21 protein-coding genes are annotated in these 17,181 nt (G+C 71.6%); 5 read left to right on the top strand and 16 right to left on the bottom strand.

What is annotated here, in order from left to right; genetic code table 11:
• Window positions 1-55 precede the first annotated feature (55 nt).
• The 7 genes from ACODT0_RS11430 to ACODT0_RS11400 form a co-directional block, all read right to left on the bottom strand.
• Complete coding sequence (locus ACODT0_RS11430; RefSeq protein WP_489041329.1) at window positions 56-1,054, bottom strand: LD-carboxypeptidase; 999 nt, start codon at window positions 1,052-1,054, stop codon at window positions 56-58.
• A complete protein-coding gene (tadA, locus tag ACODT0_RS11425; RefSeq protein WP_422097088.1) occupies window positions 1,051-2,145 on the bottom strand; it encodes a tRNA adenosine(34) deaminase TadA in 1,095 nt (364 codons plus the stop codon). Before tadA ends, ACODT0_RS11430 begins: the two co-directional genes overlap by 4 nt.
• On the bottom strand, window positions 2,135-2,353 hold the full coding sequence (locus tag ACODT0_RS11420) for a hypothetical protein (RefSeq protein ID WP_057594956.1): 219 nt from the start codon (window positions 2,351-2,353) through the stop codon (window positions 2,135-2,137). The genes tadA and ACODT0_RS11420 overlap by 11 nt, the downstream gene beginning before the upstream one ends.
• An 87-nt stretch (window positions 2,354-2,440) precedes the next feature.
• Entirely contained in the window at window positions 2,441-3,145 is a 705-nt protein-coding gene (locus tag ACODT0_RS11415; RefSeq protein WP_172705494.1) for an ankyrin repeat domain-containing protein, read from the bottom strand.
• Complete coding sequence (locus ACODT0_RS11410; protein WP_261205797.1) at window positions 3,142-3,660, bottom strand: GlcG/HbpS family heme-binding protein; 519 nt, start codon at window positions 3,658-3,660, stop codon at window positions 3,142-3,144. Before ACODT0_RS11410 ends, ACODT0_RS11415 begins: the two co-directional genes overlap by 4 nt.
• Window positions 3,661-3,768: 108 nt before the next feature.
• Window positions 3,769-4,398 carry a response regulator transcription factor gene (locus tag ACODT0_RS11405; protein ID WP_489041328.1) on the bottom strand — a complete coding sequence of 210 codons (630 nt, stop codon included), beginning with the start codon at window positions 4,396-4,398 and terminating at the stop codon, window positions 3,769-3,771.
• Complete coding sequence (locus ACODT0_RS11400) at window positions 4,395-5,879, bottom strand: sensor histidine kinase (protein ID WP_489041327.1); 1,485 nt, start codon at window positions 5,877-5,879, stop codon at window positions 4,395-4,397. Before ACODT0_RS11400 ends, ACODT0_RS11405 begins: the two co-directional genes overlap by 4 nt.
• A gap of 66 nt (window positions 5,880-5,945) precedes the next feature.
• Between ACODT0_RS11400 and ACODT0_RS11395 the strand changes: the two genes are divergently transcribed.
• The gene (locus ACODT0_RS11395; RefSeq protein WP_261205799.1) at window positions 5,946-7,004 is read left to right on the top strand and encodes a DUF72 domain-containing protein; all 1,059 of its coding nucleotides are present in this window, start codon (window positions 5,946-5,948) and stop codon (window positions 7,002-7,004) included.
• A 1-nt stretch (window position 7,005) separates the two neighbouring features.
• Here the strand turns inward: ACODT0_RS11395 and ACODT0_RS11390 are convergent, their stop codons facing one another.
• Complete coding sequence (locus ACODT0_RS11390) at window positions 7,006-7,488, bottom strand: RidA family protein (RefSeq protein ID WP_489041326.1); 483 nt, start codon at window positions 7,486-7,488, stop codon at window positions 7,006-7,008.
• A 187-nt stretch (window positions 7,489-7,675) separates the two neighbouring features.
• On the opposite strand from ACODT0_RS11390, the gene ACODT0_RS11385 reads away from it, so the two are divergent.
• Complete coding sequence (locus ACODT0_RS11385; RefSeq protein ID WP_489041325.1) at window positions 7,676-8,290, top strand: DUF2726 domain-containing protein; 615 nt, start codon at window positions 7,676-7,678, stop codon at window positions 8,288-8,290.
• Here ACODT0_RS11385 and ACODT0_RS11380 read toward each other — a convergent pair.
• Genes ACODT0_RS11380 through ACODT0_RS11355 form a run of 6 tightly spaced genes read right to left on the bottom strand, consistent with a single transcriptional unit; the run spans window position 8,269 to window position 12,708 of the window.
• The gene (locus ACODT0_RS11380; protein ID WP_261205802.1) at window positions 8,269-8,589 is read right to left on the bottom strand and encodes a non-heme iron oxygenase ferredoxin subunit; all 321 of its coding nucleotides are present in this window, start codon (window positions 8,587-8,589) and stop codon (window positions 8,269-8,271) included. The two genes, ACODT0_RS11385 and ACODT0_RS11380, sit on opposite strands and share 22 nt — an antisense overlap.
• 29 nt (window positions 8,590-8,618) lie before the next feature.
• The gene (locus ACODT0_RS11375) at window positions 8,619-9,578 is read right to left on the bottom strand and encodes a Bug family tripartite tricarboxylate transporter substrate binding protein (RefSeq protein WP_489041324.1); all 960 of its coding nucleotides are present in this window, start codon (window positions 9,576-9,578) and stop codon (window positions 8,619-8,621) included.
• Window positions 9,575-9,943: a chorismate mutase gene (locus ACODT0_RS11370; RefSeq protein ID WP_057594948.1), complete on the bottom strand. Its 369-nt coding sequence runs from the start codon at window positions 9,941-9,943 to the stop codon at window positions 9,575-9,577. The genes ACODT0_RS11375 and ACODT0_RS11370 overlap by 4 nt, the downstream gene beginning before the upstream one ends.
• Window positions 9,944-9,946: 3 nt before the next feature.
• On the bottom strand, window positions 9,947-10,429 hold the full coding sequence (locus ACODT0_RS11365) for an aromatic-ring-hydroxylating dioxygenase subunit beta (protein WP_057594947.1): 483 nt from the start codon (window positions 10,427-10,429) through the stop codon (window positions 9,947-9,949).
• Window positions 10,426-11,685, bottom strand: coding sequence for an aromatic ring-hydroxylating dioxygenase subunit alpha (locus ACODT0_RS11360; protein WP_489041323.1), 1,260 nt, complete (start codon window positions 11,683-11,685; stop codon window positions 10,426-10,428). The genes ACODT0_RS11365 and ACODT0_RS11360 overlap by 4 nt, the downstream gene beginning before the upstream one ends.
• A 30-nt stretch (window positions 11,686-11,715) precedes the next feature.
• Window positions 11,716-12,708, bottom strand: a complete 993-nt coding sequence (locus tag ACODT0_RS11355; RefSeq protein WP_489041322.1) for a 2Fe-2S iron-sulfur cluster-binding protein — start codon at window positions 12,706-12,708, stop codon at window positions 11,716-11,718.
• A 128-nt stretch (window positions 12,709-12,836) separates the two neighbouring features.
• Here ACODT0_RS11355 and ACODT0_RS11350 point away from each other — a divergent pair, with 128 nt between their 5' ends.
• Window positions 12,837-13,751 (top strand): LysR family transcriptional regulator, encoded by a 915-nt coding sequence (locus tag ACODT0_RS11350; protein WP_093341826.1) that lies wholly within the window; start codon window positions 12,837-12,839, stop codon window positions 13,749-13,751.
• A gap of 55 nt (window positions 13,752-13,806) precedes the next feature.
• Window positions 13,807-14,610 (top strand): AraC family transcriptional regulator, encoded by an 804-nt coding sequence (locus ACODT0_RS11345; protein WP_489041321.1) that lies wholly within the window; start codon window positions 13,807-13,809, stop codon window positions 14,608-14,610.
• Here ACODT0_RS11345 and ACODT0_RS11340 read toward each other — a convergent pair whose 3' ends face one another.
• Entirely contained in the window at window positions 14,611-15,504 is an 894-nt protein-coding gene (locus ACODT0_RS11340) for an NAD(P)-dependent oxidoreductase (protein WP_489041320.1), read from the bottom strand.
• A gap of 210 nt (window positions 15,505-15,714) precedes the next feature.
• Here ACODT0_RS11340 and ACODT0_RS11335 point away from each other — a divergent pair, with 210 nt between their 5' ends.
• A complete protein-coding gene (locus tag ACODT0_RS11335; protein WP_413763585.1) occupies window positions 15,715-16,374 on the top strand; it encodes an outer membrane beta-barrel protein in 660 nt (219 codons plus the stop codon).
• 8 nt (window positions 16,375-16,382) lie between these two features.
• Here the strand turns inward: ACODT0_RS11335 and ACODT0_RS11330 are convergent, their stop codons facing one another.
• A complete protein-coding gene (locus tag ACODT0_RS11330) occupies window positions 16,383-17,036 on the bottom strand; it encodes a 2'-5' RNA ligase family protein (RefSeq protein ID WP_413763586.1) in 654 nt (217 codons plus the stop codon).
• Window positions 17,037-17,181 lie beyond the last annotated feature (145 nt).

Below are 17,181 nucleotides of genomic sequence, written 5' to 3'. Positions count from 1 at the left end.
GTTCGCTTCGAGGCGGCCTCCGGGCTGCCTTTTTTTTGCGCCGCGCGGGCGCGCTTCAGTGGTCGTGGCCGTGGTCGTGCGCGTGATGCGCATGGCCGTGATCGTGGTCATGGGACCGCGCGCCGCCGTGCGGATGGTGGCCCCAGACCATGAACACGTCGCGCCCATCGGCCGCGAGCTCGACCTTCGCGCCCACCGGCAGCAGCACCTTGGTCGGCACATGGCCGAACGGCAGGCCCGCGATCACCTGCACCTTGCGCAATTGCGCGCGCAGCCGGTCGATCACCGTGTCGAGGCCGAAGCCGCGGTCGTAGCCCGGCACCTTGCGCACGCCGGTGAACTGGCCGAAGACGATGGCGCGCTGGCGGCCGAGCACGCCGGCCATGCGCAACTGCTCGAGCATGCGCTCGATGCGGTAGGGATGCTCGTTGATGTCCTCGATGAACAGCACGCCCTGGTCGACCGCCGGAAAGTACGGCGTGCCGAGCAGGCTGGTCAGCACGCAGAGGTTGCCGCCCCACAGCACCGCGTCGTGCACGGGCTTGAACTTGAGCGCCGCGTCGCGCACCGGCATGCGCCAGCCCGTGCCCTCGCCCTGTCCGCTCGCGAGGTCGTCGAAGCAGGCTTCCATGATGTCGTCGGGCCCGGCCTCGGCGCCGAAATCCTCGCCCACCGCGGGGCCGGCCCAGGTCACGGCGCCGGTCTTGGCGAGCAGCGCGTTCTGCAGCGCGGTGAAGTCGCTGAGGCCGACGAACTCGGTGCCGCGCTCGATGGCCTTGGCCAGCTTCTTGAACGGCACGCCGTCGAGGATGCGCGTGAGGCCGTAGCCGCCGCGCGCGATCAGCGCGATGTCGGCTCCGCTCGCGGCCGCGCGCGCGATGGCCGCGAGGCGCGTCGCGTCGTCGCCGGCGAAGCGCTGGTGGAAGGACAGCGCGGCCTCGTCGACCTCGACCTCGTGGCCCAGGGCCTTCAGGCGCGCCACGCCGCGCCGGAACGCGGCCTTGTCGCGCACCGCGCTGGAGGGGGAATAGATGTAGATGTGCTTGTTGCTCACGGCGTCGAGTATCCCATCGCGGCCCGCGCCGCCTCTGCCAGTGCCAGCGCCTGCGCGCGGTCCGGCCCCGAGGACCGGGCCAGCGGGCCGAGCGCGCGCAGCGCGGCCTCGAAGCCGCGGTCGGGGAACGGCGCGCGCCAGGCATCGCGCACGCGCTCGCCGCCCTCGGGCGCGGCCAGCAGCGCCGCGAAGCGGCCCGCGGGCGCGGCCGCATGCAGGGCCGCCGCCAGGTTCGCGCCGGCCTGCGAATGCACGAGCAGCATCGGCGAAGGCGGCAGCCGGTCCAGCCATTCGAGCAGCACGTCGCGATGCCATTCGAGGCTGTGCGCGGCTTCGCGCTTGGGCTTGTCGCTCTTCCCGAAGCCGATCAGGTCGGGCACCCGCACGCGCAGCCCGGGCAGGCCCACGAGGTGGCGGAAGGCATAGCCCCATTCGCCGGGACCGTGCAGGCACAGGCAGGCCACGCCGTCGGCCGGCCCTTCGTCCACGTAGTGCAGGCGCCAGCCGCGCTGCGACGGCAGGTCCTGCACGTGATGCGGCGCGAAGGCGTAGTCGGCCAGCGCCGCGAAGCGCTCGGGCGACGTGCGCAGCGCGTCGTCGCGCAGCGGCTGCGCCTGCTCGCGCGCGGCCGCGCGCCGTTGCTGGAAGAAGTCCTGCAGCAGCGCCGCGCAGTCGGCCGCCAGCACGCCGCCCTGCACCTGCGTCTGGTGGTTGAGCCGGGGCAGCGCGAACAGGTCGAGCACCGAACCCGCCGCGCCGGTCTTGGGATCGGCGGCGCCATAGACCACGCGCGCGAGCCGCGCATGCAGCATCGCGCCCGCGCACATCGCGCAGGGTTCGAGCGTGACGAACAGCTCGCAGCCCTCGAGCCGGTAGTTGCGCAGCGCCTCGGCGCCGGCGCGCAGCGCGTTGATCTCGGCATGGCCGCTGGGATCGTGGCCGCCCACGGGCGTGTTGCGGCCGGTGGCGATCACGCGGCCGTCCTTCACCAGCACCGCGCCCACGGGCACCTCGCCGGCCTCGGCCGCGCGCCGCGCCTCGGCGAGCGCGAGCGCCATGAAGCCGTCGTCGTTCAGTGGCTCACTCGTCATCGGGCATCTTGCGTTGCGACTGCTGCATCGCGGCGTCGAGGGCCTGCCTGTACTGGTCCTGCACCTGGCGGGCCTGGTCGCGCACCGGGGCCGGGGCCGTCGAGCCATCGGCGGAGACGGGCGCGGCCGTGCCGGCGAACTGCTTCTTCGCGACCAGCGCGACGATCGCGAGCGCGATCACGAGGCCGATCAGTCCGAGGCCGCGCATCTCAGCGGCCTTTCGCGCGGGCGGTGGTGTCGACGGAAAGCGGCATGGCGGAGTCTCGGGCAGCAAAAGCCCGATTCTCCCTCGCAACTAGCGCGCGCCCGCGGCCCTCAACTGATCGGCCATCGCCGTATAGCCGCGCGCCACCGCGAGCTGCAGCGGCGTGCGCCCCTGCCGGTCGGCCAGCGAGAGATTCGCGCCCGCGCCGATCAGCGCGGCCAGCGTGCGCTGGTGCCGCTCGCCGCCATCGCCCAGCACCACCGCCTCGATGGCGGCGGTCCAGTGCAGGTTGTTGACATGGTCGAGCGGCGCGCCGGCCGCGATCAGCTGGCGCACCACCTCGTCGTGGCCCAGGTGCGCGGCCGCGATCAGCGCGGTGCCGTCGTAGCGGCTCGTGACCTGCTTCGCGCTCGCGCCCAGCGACAGCAGCAGCGCCAGCGTGGCCGGGTCGTCGGCCACCGCGGCGATGGTCACGGCGTCGTAGCGGTCGTCCTCGAGCACGTCGAGCGAGGCGCCGGCCTGCGCCAGCAGGCGGATCGCCTCGCGCTGGCGCGCATGCGTGGCCACCTGCAGCGCCGTGCGGCCGCGGGCATCGCGCGCATCGAGCCTGGCGCCGCCCGCGACCAGCGTGCGCAGCCGCGGCAGGTCGCCCTGCCAGGCCGCACGGTGCAAGCCTTCGTAGGCCCGGCCCTCGGCCACGGTGGGCGCGACCTGGGCCATGGCCGCGCCCGGGACGCCCGCGACCAGCGCCGCCGCCAGGCAAGCAGCGAGCCGAAGCGCGCGCGCCGTTCTCATCCCAGCAGGCCCTTGACCTTCTCGAGCGCGGCGTTCGCGCACTGTTCGTCGAGGTGGCCGCCGGGCGCGCCGCCCACGCCCACCGCGCCGATCACCTCGTTGCCCGACTTCACGGGCACGCCGCCGCCCAGCAGCAGGAAGCCCGGCAGGTAGACCAGGTTCGCGGCGCCGGGGTTCTTCTGCGCGTTCTCCATCATCGCTTGCGTGGGGCTCTTGGCCGAGGCCGAGGTCCAGGCCTTGCGCTCGCTCGAGGCCAGCGTGTGCGGACCGGCGTTGTCGGCGCGCTGCACGGCGCGCACGGTGCCGGCGCGGTCGACCACGGTGGCGGCCACGTTGTAGCCGTTGGCGGCGCAGGCGGCGACGGCCTCGGCGGCGATCTGGTTGGCCAGCGCGAGCGAGATGTTGCGCTCGGTGCGCACCGCGGCGGGCGCGGCGGTCTGGGCCTGGGCCAGGGTGGATGCGGCCAGGCCGACGACGGCGGCAGCGAGGGTGGCGAGGCGAAGCGACGAATGCATGAAGGGGTCTCCAGTGAGTGGCGCCGGCCCGTTGCCGGCGGCTGCGCCACTGTAGGAAAGGCGCGTCGGCGCGGCCATTCGTACGGCTGCGGGGCGCGCTCCGTAGTTCTACGGAGCCTCGCTATCGACCAGCAGCGCGTAGCGCCGGATCAGTTGCGCCAGCGAATCGCTCTCGAGCTTGGCGAACAGGTTCGCGCGATGCGTCTCCACCGTGCGCGGCGACAGCGCGAGCTCGCGCGCGATCTCCTTGTTGGTGAGGCCGGCGACGATGAAGGCCAGCACCTCGCGCTCGCGCTCCGACAGTTGCGCCACCCGCTCGCGCGCCGCCTGGTCGGCCTGCGAACGCTCGCGCGAGCGCACGTGCTGGCGCACCGCCTGCTGCAGCGCCTCGAGCAGTTGCTCGTCGTCGACCGGCTTCTCGAGGAACTCGGCCGCGCCGGCCTTGAAGGCACGGCGGCACATCTCGACCGTGCCATGGCCGGTCAGCATGATCACGGGCTGGTCCACGCCCTGCGCCACCAGCCGGTCGAGCACGGTCAGTCCGCCGATGCCGGGCATGCGCACGTCGAGCACGATCGCGCCGATGCCCGTGCGGTCGAAGCCCGCGAGGAAGGCCTGCGGATCGGCCCAGGTCTGCACGCGCAGGCCCACGGTGCCGATCAGCAGCGCGAGGCTCTCGCGCACGGCCTGGTCGTCGTCGATCAGGTGCACCAGCGGGGATTGGGGCTGGACGTTCATCGGGCGCTTTCTTCCAGCCGCAGCCGCAGGGTGAAGCGCGCGCCGCGCGGCAATGCATGCGCCGCCTCGAGGCTGCCGCCCATGCCGCTGGCCAGGGTCTCGCTGAGGCTCAGGCCCAGTCCCAGGCCGCCTTCGCGCGTGCTGAAGAAGGGTTCGAACAGGCGCGGCAGTGCCTCGGGCGCGATGCCGCGGCCGCTGTCGACGATGGCCAGCGTGCCCTCCCCGCCCTGGCGCGCGAGCTCGATCTCGATGCGCCGTTCGCCCGCCGGCACGCCCTCGAGCGCCTGCAGCGCGTTCATCAGCAGGTTGTGCACGATCTGCTCGAGCGCCACCGGCTCGCCGAGCACGCGCAGCGGCGGCTGGGCCGCGGCATCGAAGCGCACGGCGACGCCGCGCTGCTCGAACTCGGGCGCCAGCAGGTGCATCGCATCGCGCACCACCTCGTGCAGCGCCAGCGGGCGCAGCTCGCCGCCGGCCTCGGGCCGCTCGATCACGCGCCGCAGCCGCCCCACCACGCCGGCCGCGCGCCGTGCCTGTTCGACCGCCTGGCCCATGGCGCCGCGCGCGGTGGCGATGTCGGGCGGCTCCTCGTCGAGCAGCCGGCGCGCGGCCTGCGCATTGGCGAGCACGGCCGTCAGCGGCTGGTTGAGTTCGTGCGCGAGACCGGCCGACAGCTCGCCGAGCGCATTGAGCCGCGCGACCTGGCCCAGGCGCAGCAGTTCTTCCGCGCGGCGGCGCGCCACGCGCTGGCGCCTTGCGGTCCACAGGCCCGCGACCAGCAGCGCCATCGCCAGCGTCCACAGCGCGATCGCGCGCCAGGGCAGCTCGGACCAGCCCACCTGGCGCTGCGCGACCAGGTCGAAGGGCTGGCTCGGCGAGGCCAGCACCTTGGTGAAGTCGAAGCGCCAGCCGCCTTCGCCGATGCGGCCCGGCTGCAGCACCAGTTGCTGGCCATCGCGCTGCAGGCTCAATCGCACGGGGCTTTGCTGCGGGTTCATGGGCCAGTCGCGCCAGGGCACCGTGCCCGCGAGGTCGATGGCCAGCGCATAGCTCACCGGGTCGGCGCCGATCGCCAGCAGGTAGCGCCCGTGCGGCAGGTCGAGCGCCGCGAACTCTGCGCGATGCAGTTCGCGCGAGCGCGCCTCGGCCCGCGCCAGCGCCTCGGCCTGCGGCCCCGGCGGCCAGGCCTCGCCGCGCGCGCGCCGCTGCACGCCGAGGATCGAAGAGTACACGGCGGGCAGCCGCTGCTCTGGACGGTCGGCGCCACCGCCGCTCGCGGGCTCGAGCAATGCGAGCGTGGCCAGCACCGCGTCGTACTGCACCACCTGCTGGCTCATCAGGCGGTGCGCGATGCGCGCGTCGGTGTCGAAGGCCTGGTGCAGCCGCTCGATCTCCGCGCGCGCGAGCCAGACCGCGCCCATGGCCGACAGCGCCAGCCAGGCCAGCCACCATCCGCCGCGGGTGCGCAACCACTGTTTCATGGCGCGGATTGTGCCCGGCAGGCAGGCGCCGGCCGGGCGAGAATGCGCGCCCGAGGCATCAGTGCAATGCAGGACCATCTTTTCCCCGACCTCCCCGGATCTCCCCCTTCGGCGCCGCCCGCGCCCGCGGACGATGCACCGGCTCCGAAGAAATCGCGCGGCGGCACCGTGCAGCCGGCGCCGGCCGATCCCGCGCTGGTCGACCTCGCGCTGCAGCTGCCGCCGCAGTTGCGCTTCGGCGGCTCGTCGTGGAACTACCCGGGCTGGGCCGGCCTCGTGTGGGACGGCGAGTACGCCGAGGCCGTGCTGTCGAAGAACGGGCTCGCGGCCTATGGCCAGCATCCGCTGTTCCGCACCGTGAGCCTGGACCGCAACTTCTACCGCGCGCTCACCGCGAGCCAGTACGCGCGCTATGCCGCGATGGTGCCCGACGACTTCCGCTTCGTGGTGAAGGCGCCGAGCGTGGTGACCGATGCCACGGTGCGCGACGAGAGCGGCCGCGGCACGCAGATCAATCCGGCCTTCCTCAGCGCCGAGCTCGCGGTGCGCGAGTTCGCCGAGCCCGCGCTGCAGGGCCTGGGCCACCGCATTGGCGCGCTGGTGTTCCAGCTGAGCCCGCTGCCGCGGCCCGTGCTGGCCGACGTGCCGCTGCTGCTCGAGCGCCTCGCCGCGATGATCGCCGCGCTGCCGCCGCTCACGCCGACCGCGCCCGACGCGGTGGTCGCGGTCGAGGTGCGCGACCCGCAGCTCATGACGCCCGAGTTCGCCGCCATGCTGCGCAGCGTGGGCGCCACCTGGTGCCTGGGCCTGCACGCGAAGATGCCGCCGATCGAGGACCAGCTGCCGATGCTGCGCGCGCTGTGGCCGCGCCCGCTGGTGTGCCGCTGGAACCTGCACCGGCGCCACGGCCGCTACGGCTACGAGGACGCCGAGAAGCTCTACGGCCCGTTCGACAAGATCGTCGACCCCGATCCCGAGACGCGCCAGGCGCTGGCGCGCGTGATCGCGGGCACCGTGAAGGCCGGGCAGAACGCCTTCGTCACCGTGAGCAACAACGCCGAGGGTTGCGCGCCGCGCACCGTGGCGACCCTGGCGCAGGAAGTGGCGGACCTGCTGCTGCGCTGAATCAGTCGACCGCGACGGTCATCTCGACCTCGACCGTCGCGTTCTTCGGCAGCGCATAGACGCCGACCGCCGTGCGTACATGAACGCCCGCGTCGCCGAACACCTCGTGCAGCAGGTCCGAGGCCGCGTCGGCCACCTCGCTGTGCAGCGTGAAGTCGGCGCTGCCCTGCACGAACACGCCCACGCGCAGCACCTGGCGCACCGCGTCGAGCGAGCCGAGCTCGCGGCGCAGGATCGCGAGCGCGCGCAGCGCGCAGATCTGCGCGCCCTCGCGCGCCTGCTCGAGCGACACGGTATCGCCCGCGCGGCCCGTGACCATCACCGTGGTGCCCACGCGCGGCACCTGGCCGCTGATGTAGACGGTGTTGCCGTCGCGCACGGCCGACGCATAGTGGCCGCCGACGCGGATCTCGCCCTCGAAGCTGTGGCCGAGCTCGGCGGCGATGCGGTCGGCGGTCTGTTGGCGATGGGCGGAGGCGGTCATGGGCGGAATTTCCAGCTGAAAGAAAAGGCGCCATCTTCGCCGCACCGGCGCGCCGCGAACAGATACAGAGCCCGCGAAATGCAGCCGCAACAGAGGCCGCGCGCAAGCCCTGGTCCGAGGCTTCGAGGGGCTTGCCAAGGCCCTCGCTTTCACTCGTGCGAGACTCGCCGCTGAAGGAGAGTTACAGATGAATACATTTCTATTCGTGGTCGTTCTGGCGACCCTCGCCCTGCTCCTGGTCGTGCTGATCGCGCAGAAGCGCAACGACAGCCGCGGCGGTTTCGTCGAACGCCCGCGTCCGCGCGCGCCGCTCAACGAACGCCAGCAGGCCATGTACCACCGCCTGGTGCAGACGCTGCCCGACCTCGTGGTGCTGCCGCAGGTGAGCATCGGCGCCCTGCTCACCGCGCGCACCCGCGCCGCGCGCAGCGGCTTCGGCCGCAAGATCGCCGACTTCGTCATCTGCGACCGCAACTTCGAGGTGGTGGCCGTGGTCGGCCTCGACGAGAAGGCCGGCCGCAAGGAACGCGCGCTGCGCGAGGCCCACGATGCGCTGCTGGTCGATGCCGGCTACCGCGTGCTGCGCTATGCGCGCGTGCCCGACGTGGGCCGCGTCGAGGCCGACTTCGATCCCTCGCTGGCCACGCCGCGGTTGCAGCTCGGCCCGCGCTTCCTCGAGGCGATGGCGCTCGAGCGGCCGGCCTTCAAGCCCTCGACGCACCAGTGGCATCCGTCGAAGGCCAGGCGCCGGCGCCGCGAGCGCCAACTGCCCGCCGCCGTTCAGGCCTCGAACGCGAGGTAGACCCGCCCGTCCTCGATCTTCACCGGGTAGCTGCGCAGGTCCTCGGTGAGCGGCGCGCACATCGCCTTGCCGCTGCGCACGTCGAAGCGGCCCTGGTGCAGCGGGCACTCGATCTCGTGGCCCTCGAGGAAGCCGTCGCACAGCCGCGCATGGCCGTGGGTGCAGATGTTGTCGGTGGCGTGGATGCCGTCCTCGGTGCCATAGAGCGCGATGTCGCGGCCCTGCACGTCGATGCCGATCACGTCGTCGGCGGGGACGTCGTCCACCGCCGCGGCGTCGATCCAGGTGATCGTGGTCATGTTCTTTTCCTTCGTGGCGTGGGTGGCTGTCAGTCGGGCTTGAGGCCCGTGCGCTCGATCACCGGCTTCCAGCGCCGCAGTTCCTCGCCCATGAACTTCGCCAGCGCCTCGGGCGTGCTGCCCACGGGATCGAAGTACGCGGTCTGCAGGCGCTTTAGCACCTCGGGGTCCTTGAGCACCGCGGCGATCTCGCGGCTCATGCGCTGCACGATCGCATCGGGCGTGCCCTTGGGTGCCATGTAGGCGAACCAAGGCACGGCCTGGATGTCGGGCAGGCCCGATTCGCGCAGGGTCGGCAGCTCGGGCAGCAGCGCCGAGCGCTCGGCCGAGGTCACGGCGATGGCCTTGAGCCGGCCGGCCTTGGCCTGCGGCATCACCGACACCGGCGGCAGGCAGGCGAACTGCACGTCGCCCTGGATGATCGCGGTGACGGCCTGGCCCGAGGACGCATAGGGAATGTGGACCGCGAAGGACCGGGTCTTGAGCTTGACCAGTTCCACGCCCAGGTGCGAGATCGAGCCGTTGCCGGTCGAGGCGAAGTTGAACTGGCCGGGATTGCGCTTCAGCGCCTCGAGCCAGGACTTGACCGAGTCGACGTTCATGCCGTTGGACACCGCGCACACATTGGGCGTGGTGGCCGCGAGCGACACCGGCACCAGGTCCTTGAACGGGTCGTAGGGCAGGTTCTTGTAGAGGATGGTGTTGTAGACCAGCGGCGCGTTGACCGAGAGCAGGAAGGTGTAGCCGTCGGGCGCGGCCTTCGAAGCCTGGTCGGTGCCGCTGTTGCCGCCCGCGCCGGGCTTGTTCTCCACGATCAGCGGCTGGCCGATGCGCGCGGCGAGCTTGTCGTTGACGATGCGCGCGAGGATGTCGGGCGAGGCGCCCGCGGCGAAGGGCACGATCACGCGCACGGGGCGCTGCGGCCAGTCCTGGGCCTGGGCCGTGATGGCGATGGCGGCCGTGGCCGCGAACACGAGCAAGGTTTTCATGGCCGCGCCTCCACGTCCACCATGCCCAGGTGATCCTGCTGCTCGCGCGCGATGAAGCCCGCGATCAATGCGCGGTAGGCGGCCTCCACCACCTCGGGATAGGCGCCCTCCTGCTCGGCCAGCGCCCTTACCTTGTCGATCACTTCCTGCTGGCGCTGGGGCGCCGAGACCTGGAAGGCATCGCGCTTGAAGCGCGCCGCGTCCTTCACGTAGCGGCCGCGCTCGGCCAGCAGCGCGACGATTTTGCGGTCGAGCGCGTCGATGTTCTCGCGCACCTCGGCGAGGTTGGCGCACAGTGGCCGGTAGGCCGGGTCGGTGAAGCGGCGCAGCGGCGCGCCGTGGGTCTCGGGTTCTTTGTCCTGCATGGCTCAGATCGGATAGATGATGGAATTCGGGATCATTTCGCTGTCGAACACGCACAGGCGCGACGCGAACTTCAGGCCTTCGGGCGTGGACACCACGCGGTCGATGTAGCGGCCCACGTTGAACACGGTCGAGGGCCCGTCGAGCTTGGTGCGGAACACCGCGTAGTTGGCCTCGCTGCGGATGGTGCCGTCGTCGTCGACGCCGTGCACCACCGGCAGCCCGACCACGTGGCGCTGGTAGTAGGGGTCGTGGAACAGCGTCTCCTGGATGCCGTAGACGCGGTCCTCGAGCATGCCGCGGCTCTCGAAGGACAGCGTGGCCAGCGGCAGGCCGCGCTCGTGGTTCTCGCGCGGCTGCAGCCGGTAGCTGCACTGCTCGGTGAAGAAGGCCGGCCACAGGCTCCACTGGCCCGAATCGACCGCATGGGCATAGGCCGCATAGAGCCGGGCCAGCTCGAGGTAGGCGGCAGGGTCGAGCTGCTTCATGCGGCCTCCATCACTTCGCGCCAGTAGCGGTACATGCCGCGGATCAGCGTCTCGGTCACCATGTGGTCGGTGTTCTCGACCTCGCGCCCGCCGAGCTCGGCCAGCGTGCGGTGGTAGGGCTTCTGCTCGAAGCCCTGCTGCGAGAACTCGATCACCTCGCCGTCGTCGGCCGACACGAAGCCCGCGGGCCCGAACAGGTTGGCCTGGCGCAGGCGGCGCTGCGTCATCTCCTCGCTGTCGTCGTCGAAGCCGAAATGGGTCCAGACGAAATCGAAGGCATCGTGGCCCACGGGCTGGATGTGGCGCGTCGACACGCTGTTGACCTGCTGCTGCAGGATCAGGCTCGGGAACAGCGTCATCATCACCGCGGTCGGCCCGCCCCACCAGGGCTCGGGCACGATGTCGAGGAAGCGCGGGTCCTTGAGCTGCATGCTCTCCTTGAAGCTGGAGACCTGCGTCACCTGCGCGGCCTTGCCCGCGCTGCCGCGCGTGGAGATCATCGCGGCGTGGCGCCCGCGCGCATCCATCTTGAGCTCCGACTTGTTGTCGGCGCGCCAGAGCCCGAAGGTCACGAACCAGGTGTGGAGCAGGCCCGGGTGGTACGGGTCCTTGATGTTCTCCTGCATCAGCTTCCAGTTGCCCGGGATGCGCTGGCGGCTGTAGCCGAGGATGGTGAGTTGGCGGCCGTCGAACAACCGGTCGAAGTAGCGCAGGATCTCGGGGCCGAGGAAGTCCTCGAAGGACTCGATGCCATGGTCGAAGGAGGCGAACACCACGCCGCCGCGCCGCGCCACCTTGAGCTTGTTGAGGCCGTTCTCCTCGAGCTTGAAGTCGCCCGGCATGCCGCCGTTGACCTTGCCGTCCTGCTTCACGCCGCGGCGGAACGGCACGCCCTGCAGGTCGCCCTTGAGCGAGTAGTTCCACTGGTGGTAGGGGCAGACGAAGTCCTTGCGGTTGCCCTGGCGCTCGCGGCAGAACTGCATGCCGCGGTGCGCGCAGACGTTCTCCACCACGTGGATCTCGCCCTCCATATCGCGCACCAGGATCACCGAGCGCTCGCCGATGGCGGTGCGCTTGAAGTCGCCGGGGTTCGGGATCTCGGCCTCGAGGCCGACGTAGCACCAGTGCTTCTCGTAGAAGAAGCGCTGCAGCTCCTTCCGGTGCAGTTCCTCGTCGGTGTAGGCCTTGAACGGGATGCGGCTGGTCTGCTCGTTCTCCCAGCGCAGCTCGATGGGGAACACGGCTTGCGTTGTCATCGCGGGTCTCCTTGTCTTTCAGGCAATTCTTCAGGTGCCTTGCAGGTAGAAGGCATCGGCATGGATCTGCTCGGGCGCGAGGCCGCGGCCGCGCACCAGTTGCGTCACGGCCTCGACCATCGGCGGCGAGCCGCAGAGGTAGGCGCGCCAGCCCTCGAGGCTGCCGGGCCAGTCGGCGCGGATCGCGTCGGTGATCAGGCCCAGGCGCTGGCCGGCCTCGGCCCGGCCGGCGACCACCACCACCTGCACCGTCAGGCGCGGATGCAGCGCCTGCAGTTCGCGCAGCTCGGCGAGGCCATAGACGTCGGCGCCCGAGCGCACGCCGAGGTAGAGGTGGATCGATTGCTGCGTGAGCCCGGCCTCGATGGCGCCACGCACGATCGAGAGGATCGGCGCCAGCCCGGTGCCGCCGGCCGCGCAGAGCATCGGCCCGCGGTGCTTCGTGCGCAGGTAGGCGGTGCCCAGCGGACCGCTGACGCGCACCGCGTCGCCCACGCGCAGTTGCTCGAACACATGCGCGGTGACGCGCCCGCCGGGCACGCGGCGCACGTGGAACTCGAGTTCGTCGTCGCGGCCGAGGCCCGCCATCGAGTAGGGCCGCGCGAGCCCCGGCGCGAACTGCAATTGCGCGTACTGGCCGGGCGAGAACTCGAGCGGCTTGTTGGGCTTGAGGCGCAGGCGGCGGATGTCGTGGGTCAGCGTGTCGATACCGGTGACCGTGGCCTTGAGCACCCGCGCCGGATGCACCACCACCTCGTCGGGCTCGGGGATCTCGATCGCGCAGCTCTCGGTCAGGGTGGCCTGGCAGGCCAGCACGTAGCGCTCGCCCTGGCCGTCGGGACGGATGGCGTCCTGGCCCGCGTCGAGCACCTGGCCCGACACCAGCTTGCAGCGGCAGGTGCCGCAGCGCCCGGCCATGCAGCTGTACGACACCGGCACATGGTGCTCGCGCAGCACCTCGAGCAGGTTCGCGCCGGGGCGGACCTCGAGCGTGCGGGCCAGGGGGTGGATGTGCAGGTCCATCGGATGTTCTTCTCGTGGGCGGGCGCGGTGCGCCGGTTGTCTCGGGGACGGATGATGCGCGGCCGTCGCCGATTGACCAATAGAATTCCGTGAATCCTCTTCATCATCGAAATGAATAAAGGTCCGGCATGCAGCTCAAGGACATCGACCTCAACCTGTTGCTGGTGTTCGACCGCATGCTGGCCGAGAAGCGCGTGTCGGCCGTGGCCGCCTCGCTGGGCCTGTCGCAGCCCGCGATCAGCAACGCGCTCGCGCGGCTGCGCAAGCTGCTGGGCGACGAGCTGTTCCTGCGCACCGCGCGCGGCATGGAGCCCACGCCCTTCGCGCTGCAGCTGGCCGAGCCGGTGGCCTATGCGATGGGCGCGCTGCACACCGCGCTCAACCAGCAGGTGGTGTTCGACCCCGCCACCAGCACGCGGGCCTTCGCGCTCGCGATGACCGACATCGGCGAGATCTACTTCACGCCGAAGCTGATGGCCGCGCTGTCCGCGGTTGCGCCGGGCGTGACCATCAGCACCGTGCGCAACAACACCGCCACCAACCTGCGCGAGGAGCTCGAGGCCGGCCATGTCGACCTGGCGATCGGGCTGCTGCCGCAGCTCAAGTCGGGCGTGTTCCAGCGCCGGTTGTTCCGCCAGCGCTACGTGTGCCTGTTCGCCGGCAGCCATCCGCTCGCGAAGAAGCGCAGCGTGTCGCTCAAGGACTTCGTCGCGGCCGACCACGTGCTGGTGCAGGCCGCGGGCACCGGCCACGGCAAGGCCGACGACGTGATGGCCGCGCAGGGCATCCAGCGGCGCATCCGGCTGCGCGTGCCGCACTTCGTGGCCATCGGCCACATCCTGCGTTCGGGCGACATGATCGCCACCGTGCCCGAGCGGCTCGCGCAGAGCATCGCCGAGCCCTTCGGGCTGGTGTGGCGACCGCACCCGGTGGCGCTGCCGCAGATCGCGATCAACCTGTTCTGGCACGCCAAGCTGCACCGCGATCCGGGCAACCAGTGGCTGCGCGGCCTGCTGTTCGACCAGTTCGCCGACGGCGACTGAGCACGGTCTTCGGGTTCGGCGTACAAACACGGCCACCGCCCTTTTCCGCATCACGATGGCGCCCTCCCCCCGCATCCGGATCGCCCCCGGCACCGAAGGCATCGAACGCCTCGAGGCCCACCTGCACGGCCAGGCCTTCTCGCCGCACCGCCACGACACCTACGGGATCGGCATCACGCTCGCGGGCGTGCAACGCTTTCGCTACCGCGGCACGCAGCAGCAGTGCCTGCCGGGCCAGTGCCACGTGCTGCATCCCGACGAGCTGCACGATGGCGGCGCGGGCACCGACGACGGCTTCGGCTACCGCATCCTTTACGTCGATCCCGCGCTGGTGCAGAACGCGCTGCATGGCAGGCCGCTGCCCTTCGTGGCGCAGCCGGTGCTCGATGCGGCGCGGCTGCGCGCCCTCGGCGGCGCGCGCGAGATCTGGGACTTCGATGCCGCGATCGACGACGAGGTGCTGCGCACCGAACTGGCGGTCGCGGTGGCGCAGTTGCTGGCCAATGCCGCCTCGGGTCAGCCCCGGGCGCCCGGCTCGCTCGAGCTCGCCGGCCTCGGACGCGTGCGCGACCACATCGCCGCCACGCCGACCGAACGCCCAGACATGGCGGCGCTCGAGCGGCTCTCCGGCCTCGACCGCTGGTCGCTCGCGCGCCAGTTCCGCGCGGCCTTCGGCACCAGTCCGAGCCGCTTCCGCACGCTGCGCCAGCTCGACGCGGTGCGCCGGCTGCTGCGGCGAGGCAGCTCGCTGGCCGATGCGGCCGACGCGGCCGGCTTCGCCGACCAGAGCCACATGTCGCGCCAGTTCAAGCAGGCCTACGGCCTCACGCCCGCGCGCTGGAGCGCGGCGCTGGGCTGATCAGCGCGCGCCCGCATCGGTGCGCGCCTCGATCGCGCGCACCACGGCCGCCATGTCGAGCGCGCCCAGGCCCAGCGCCTGCGTCTCGCCATAGAGCGCATGGCAGGCATCGAGCAGCGGCGAGGCCACGCCGGCCGCGCGCGCCGCCTCGGCCACCAGCCGGTTGTTCTTGAGCACGTCGACGATCGAGGCCTGCACCTCGAAGTCCCGCGCGAGCAGCTTCTGCGCCTTCACGCGCGACACGGCGCTGGCCATCGGCCCGGCCTCGAGCACCGACACCAGCTTGCGCGTGTCGAGCCCGTGGCGGTCCGCGAAATGGAAGGCCTCCGCGAGGCCCGTGACCATGGTGATCAGGAACAGGTTGACCGAGAGCTTCATCAGCAGCGCCTGCGGCACCGGGCCGCAGACCACGGTCTCGTGGCACATGGGCTTGAGCAGCGGGCGCAGCGCTTCCACCGCGTCCGCGTCGCCGGCCAGCATCGCCACCAGCTGCCCGGCCTCGGCCGGCTTGCGCGAACCCGAGACCGGCGCCTCGACATAGCGCCCGCCCGCGGCACGGACCTCGTCGGCCAGCGCTTGCGAATACGCGGCCGAGGTGGTGCCCATGTGGACGATGGTGCGCCCCGCCACGTTGTCCGCGAAGGCCGGCGTGCCGCGGCCCAGCGCTTCGTCGATCGCTTCGCCGTGGGCCAGCATGAGGATCGCGATGCGCGTGCGGCGCAGCACCTGCGCGGGTGAGTCCGCGACCTGCGCGCCGGCCTCGCGCAGGGGCTCGGCGCGCGCGGGCGAGCGGTTCCACACGACCAGCAGCGTGCCGGCTCGCGCGAGGTTGAGCGCCATGGGCTGGCCCATGACGCCGAGGCCGATGAATCCGAGGGGTTCGATGTCAGTCAACCGTGTCTCCGTGAATGCATGAGGGATGACGCAAGACCTTATGGCTCGGCGAACGCCGTGTCTTGAAGCCTTGTGCAGCGACCGGCTTCACGAAGCCTTCAGGGGAGGCGCAGCCTTTCTTCAGGCTCGGTTTCGAGAATGAATGCAACCACCGGCGCACCGCGTGAGGCCTGTGGCTCCCTTCTTTTTCATCTCACTTCCAGGCATTTCATGCATTCCATCCAAGCCTCGCTCCCGAAGACTTCGCCCCTGCGCACCGCCGTCCTCCTGTCCGCCCTGCTGCTGGCCGCCGCCGCGTCGACGCAGGCCGGCGCGGCCGACTACGGCAAGGACGGCACCCGCCTGTACGTGGGCGGCGCCATCGGCCGCTCGAGCTACAGCCTGCCCTCGTCCTCGCGCGTGCCCGTGCCCTGGGGCGGCGAGAAGAACAGCAAGAGCGGCACCGCGTTCAAGCTCTATGGCGGCTACCGCTTCAGCGACACCTTCGGCGTGGAAGGCGGCTATGCGCGGCTGGGCCGAGTGAAGCAATGGAACACCAGCTACAGCGTGTTCGGCGCGAACTCGGTGCTCGAGAACGGCACCGGCCAGGTGTTCTACGCGGCCGCCACCGCCCGGCTGCCGCTGGGCGAGTCGTTCGCGCTCAACGGCCGGCTCGGCGTGGCGCATGGCCGGGTCTCGGCCGGCAACAGCCACCGCCTGTTCGGCGGCGAGAGCATCGGCGGCAACGGCACGGGCCTGATGGCCGGCTTCGGTGCCGAGTACGCGGTGACGCGCAATCTCTCGATCACCGCCGACTACGACTACTTCGGCAAGGTCTCGAAGCACGCCAAGGCCGGCCTGCTGACCGTGGGCGTGCGCGCGAACTTCTGACGCGCGCGTCAGCCCGGCAGCGCCCAGCGGCCCAGCACCTCGTGCACGCCCTCGGCGCGCCGGCTGTCGATCAGCGCGAAGCTCGCGGCGGTCCAGCGCACCGGCTCGACCGTGGCCGGCTCCATCGCGCCGCGCAGGTATGACACCGTCAGGTGCGGCGTGAAGGCGCGCTTGGGCGCGAAGCCCGCGTCGGCCAGCACCTCGCCCAGGCGCTGCCTGAAGGCCGCGAGCGCGGCCACTTCGCCGTTGTCGCCGCCGAGCAGCACGCAGGCGCCCTTTGCGAAGCGCATCACACCGTCGAACGCCACCTCGAAGCGCGGCAGGTGCAGCCGCGAGGCGGCCGCGATCGCGAGCTCGACCCTGTCGCGCGGCAGCTCGTCGTGCTCGCCCAGGTCATGCAGCGTGACGTGCAGCCGGTCGGGCTCCACATGCATGGCGCGGAGGTCCCGTTCCGCATGCCATTGCGCGCTCCAGGCCGCGATGCGCGCGGCATCTTCTTCGCCCGGCTGGAGCGCGAAGAACAGCACGTGCGCCGGCGGCGGCTTGCGCGGCGCGCGTTGGCCGGGCGTGGCGCGCTCACGCGTGCGCAGCGGTGGCGGCGGTGCGTCGATGCCGGGCAGCAGCAACTGCTCGGGCGCGGGGGCGGTGCGGCGGGACTTCATGCGCGTCGGCCCTCGTGCGGGGACGTGGGCGCGCGGCGGCGGGTGTGGCGGATGGCGGCAGTCAAGCGTGGGGGCACGTGCGGTGGCGGTCGAGGACCGCACGGCGGATGGCATTCGTGGGAGGGGCTGAATGGTACAGATGCCC

Source organism: Variovorax sp. FG153 (assembly GCF_057809595.1).
The sequence above is the reverse complement of the archived record's forward strand: the minus strand, read 5'-3'. Positions and strand labels throughout refer to the sequence as shown.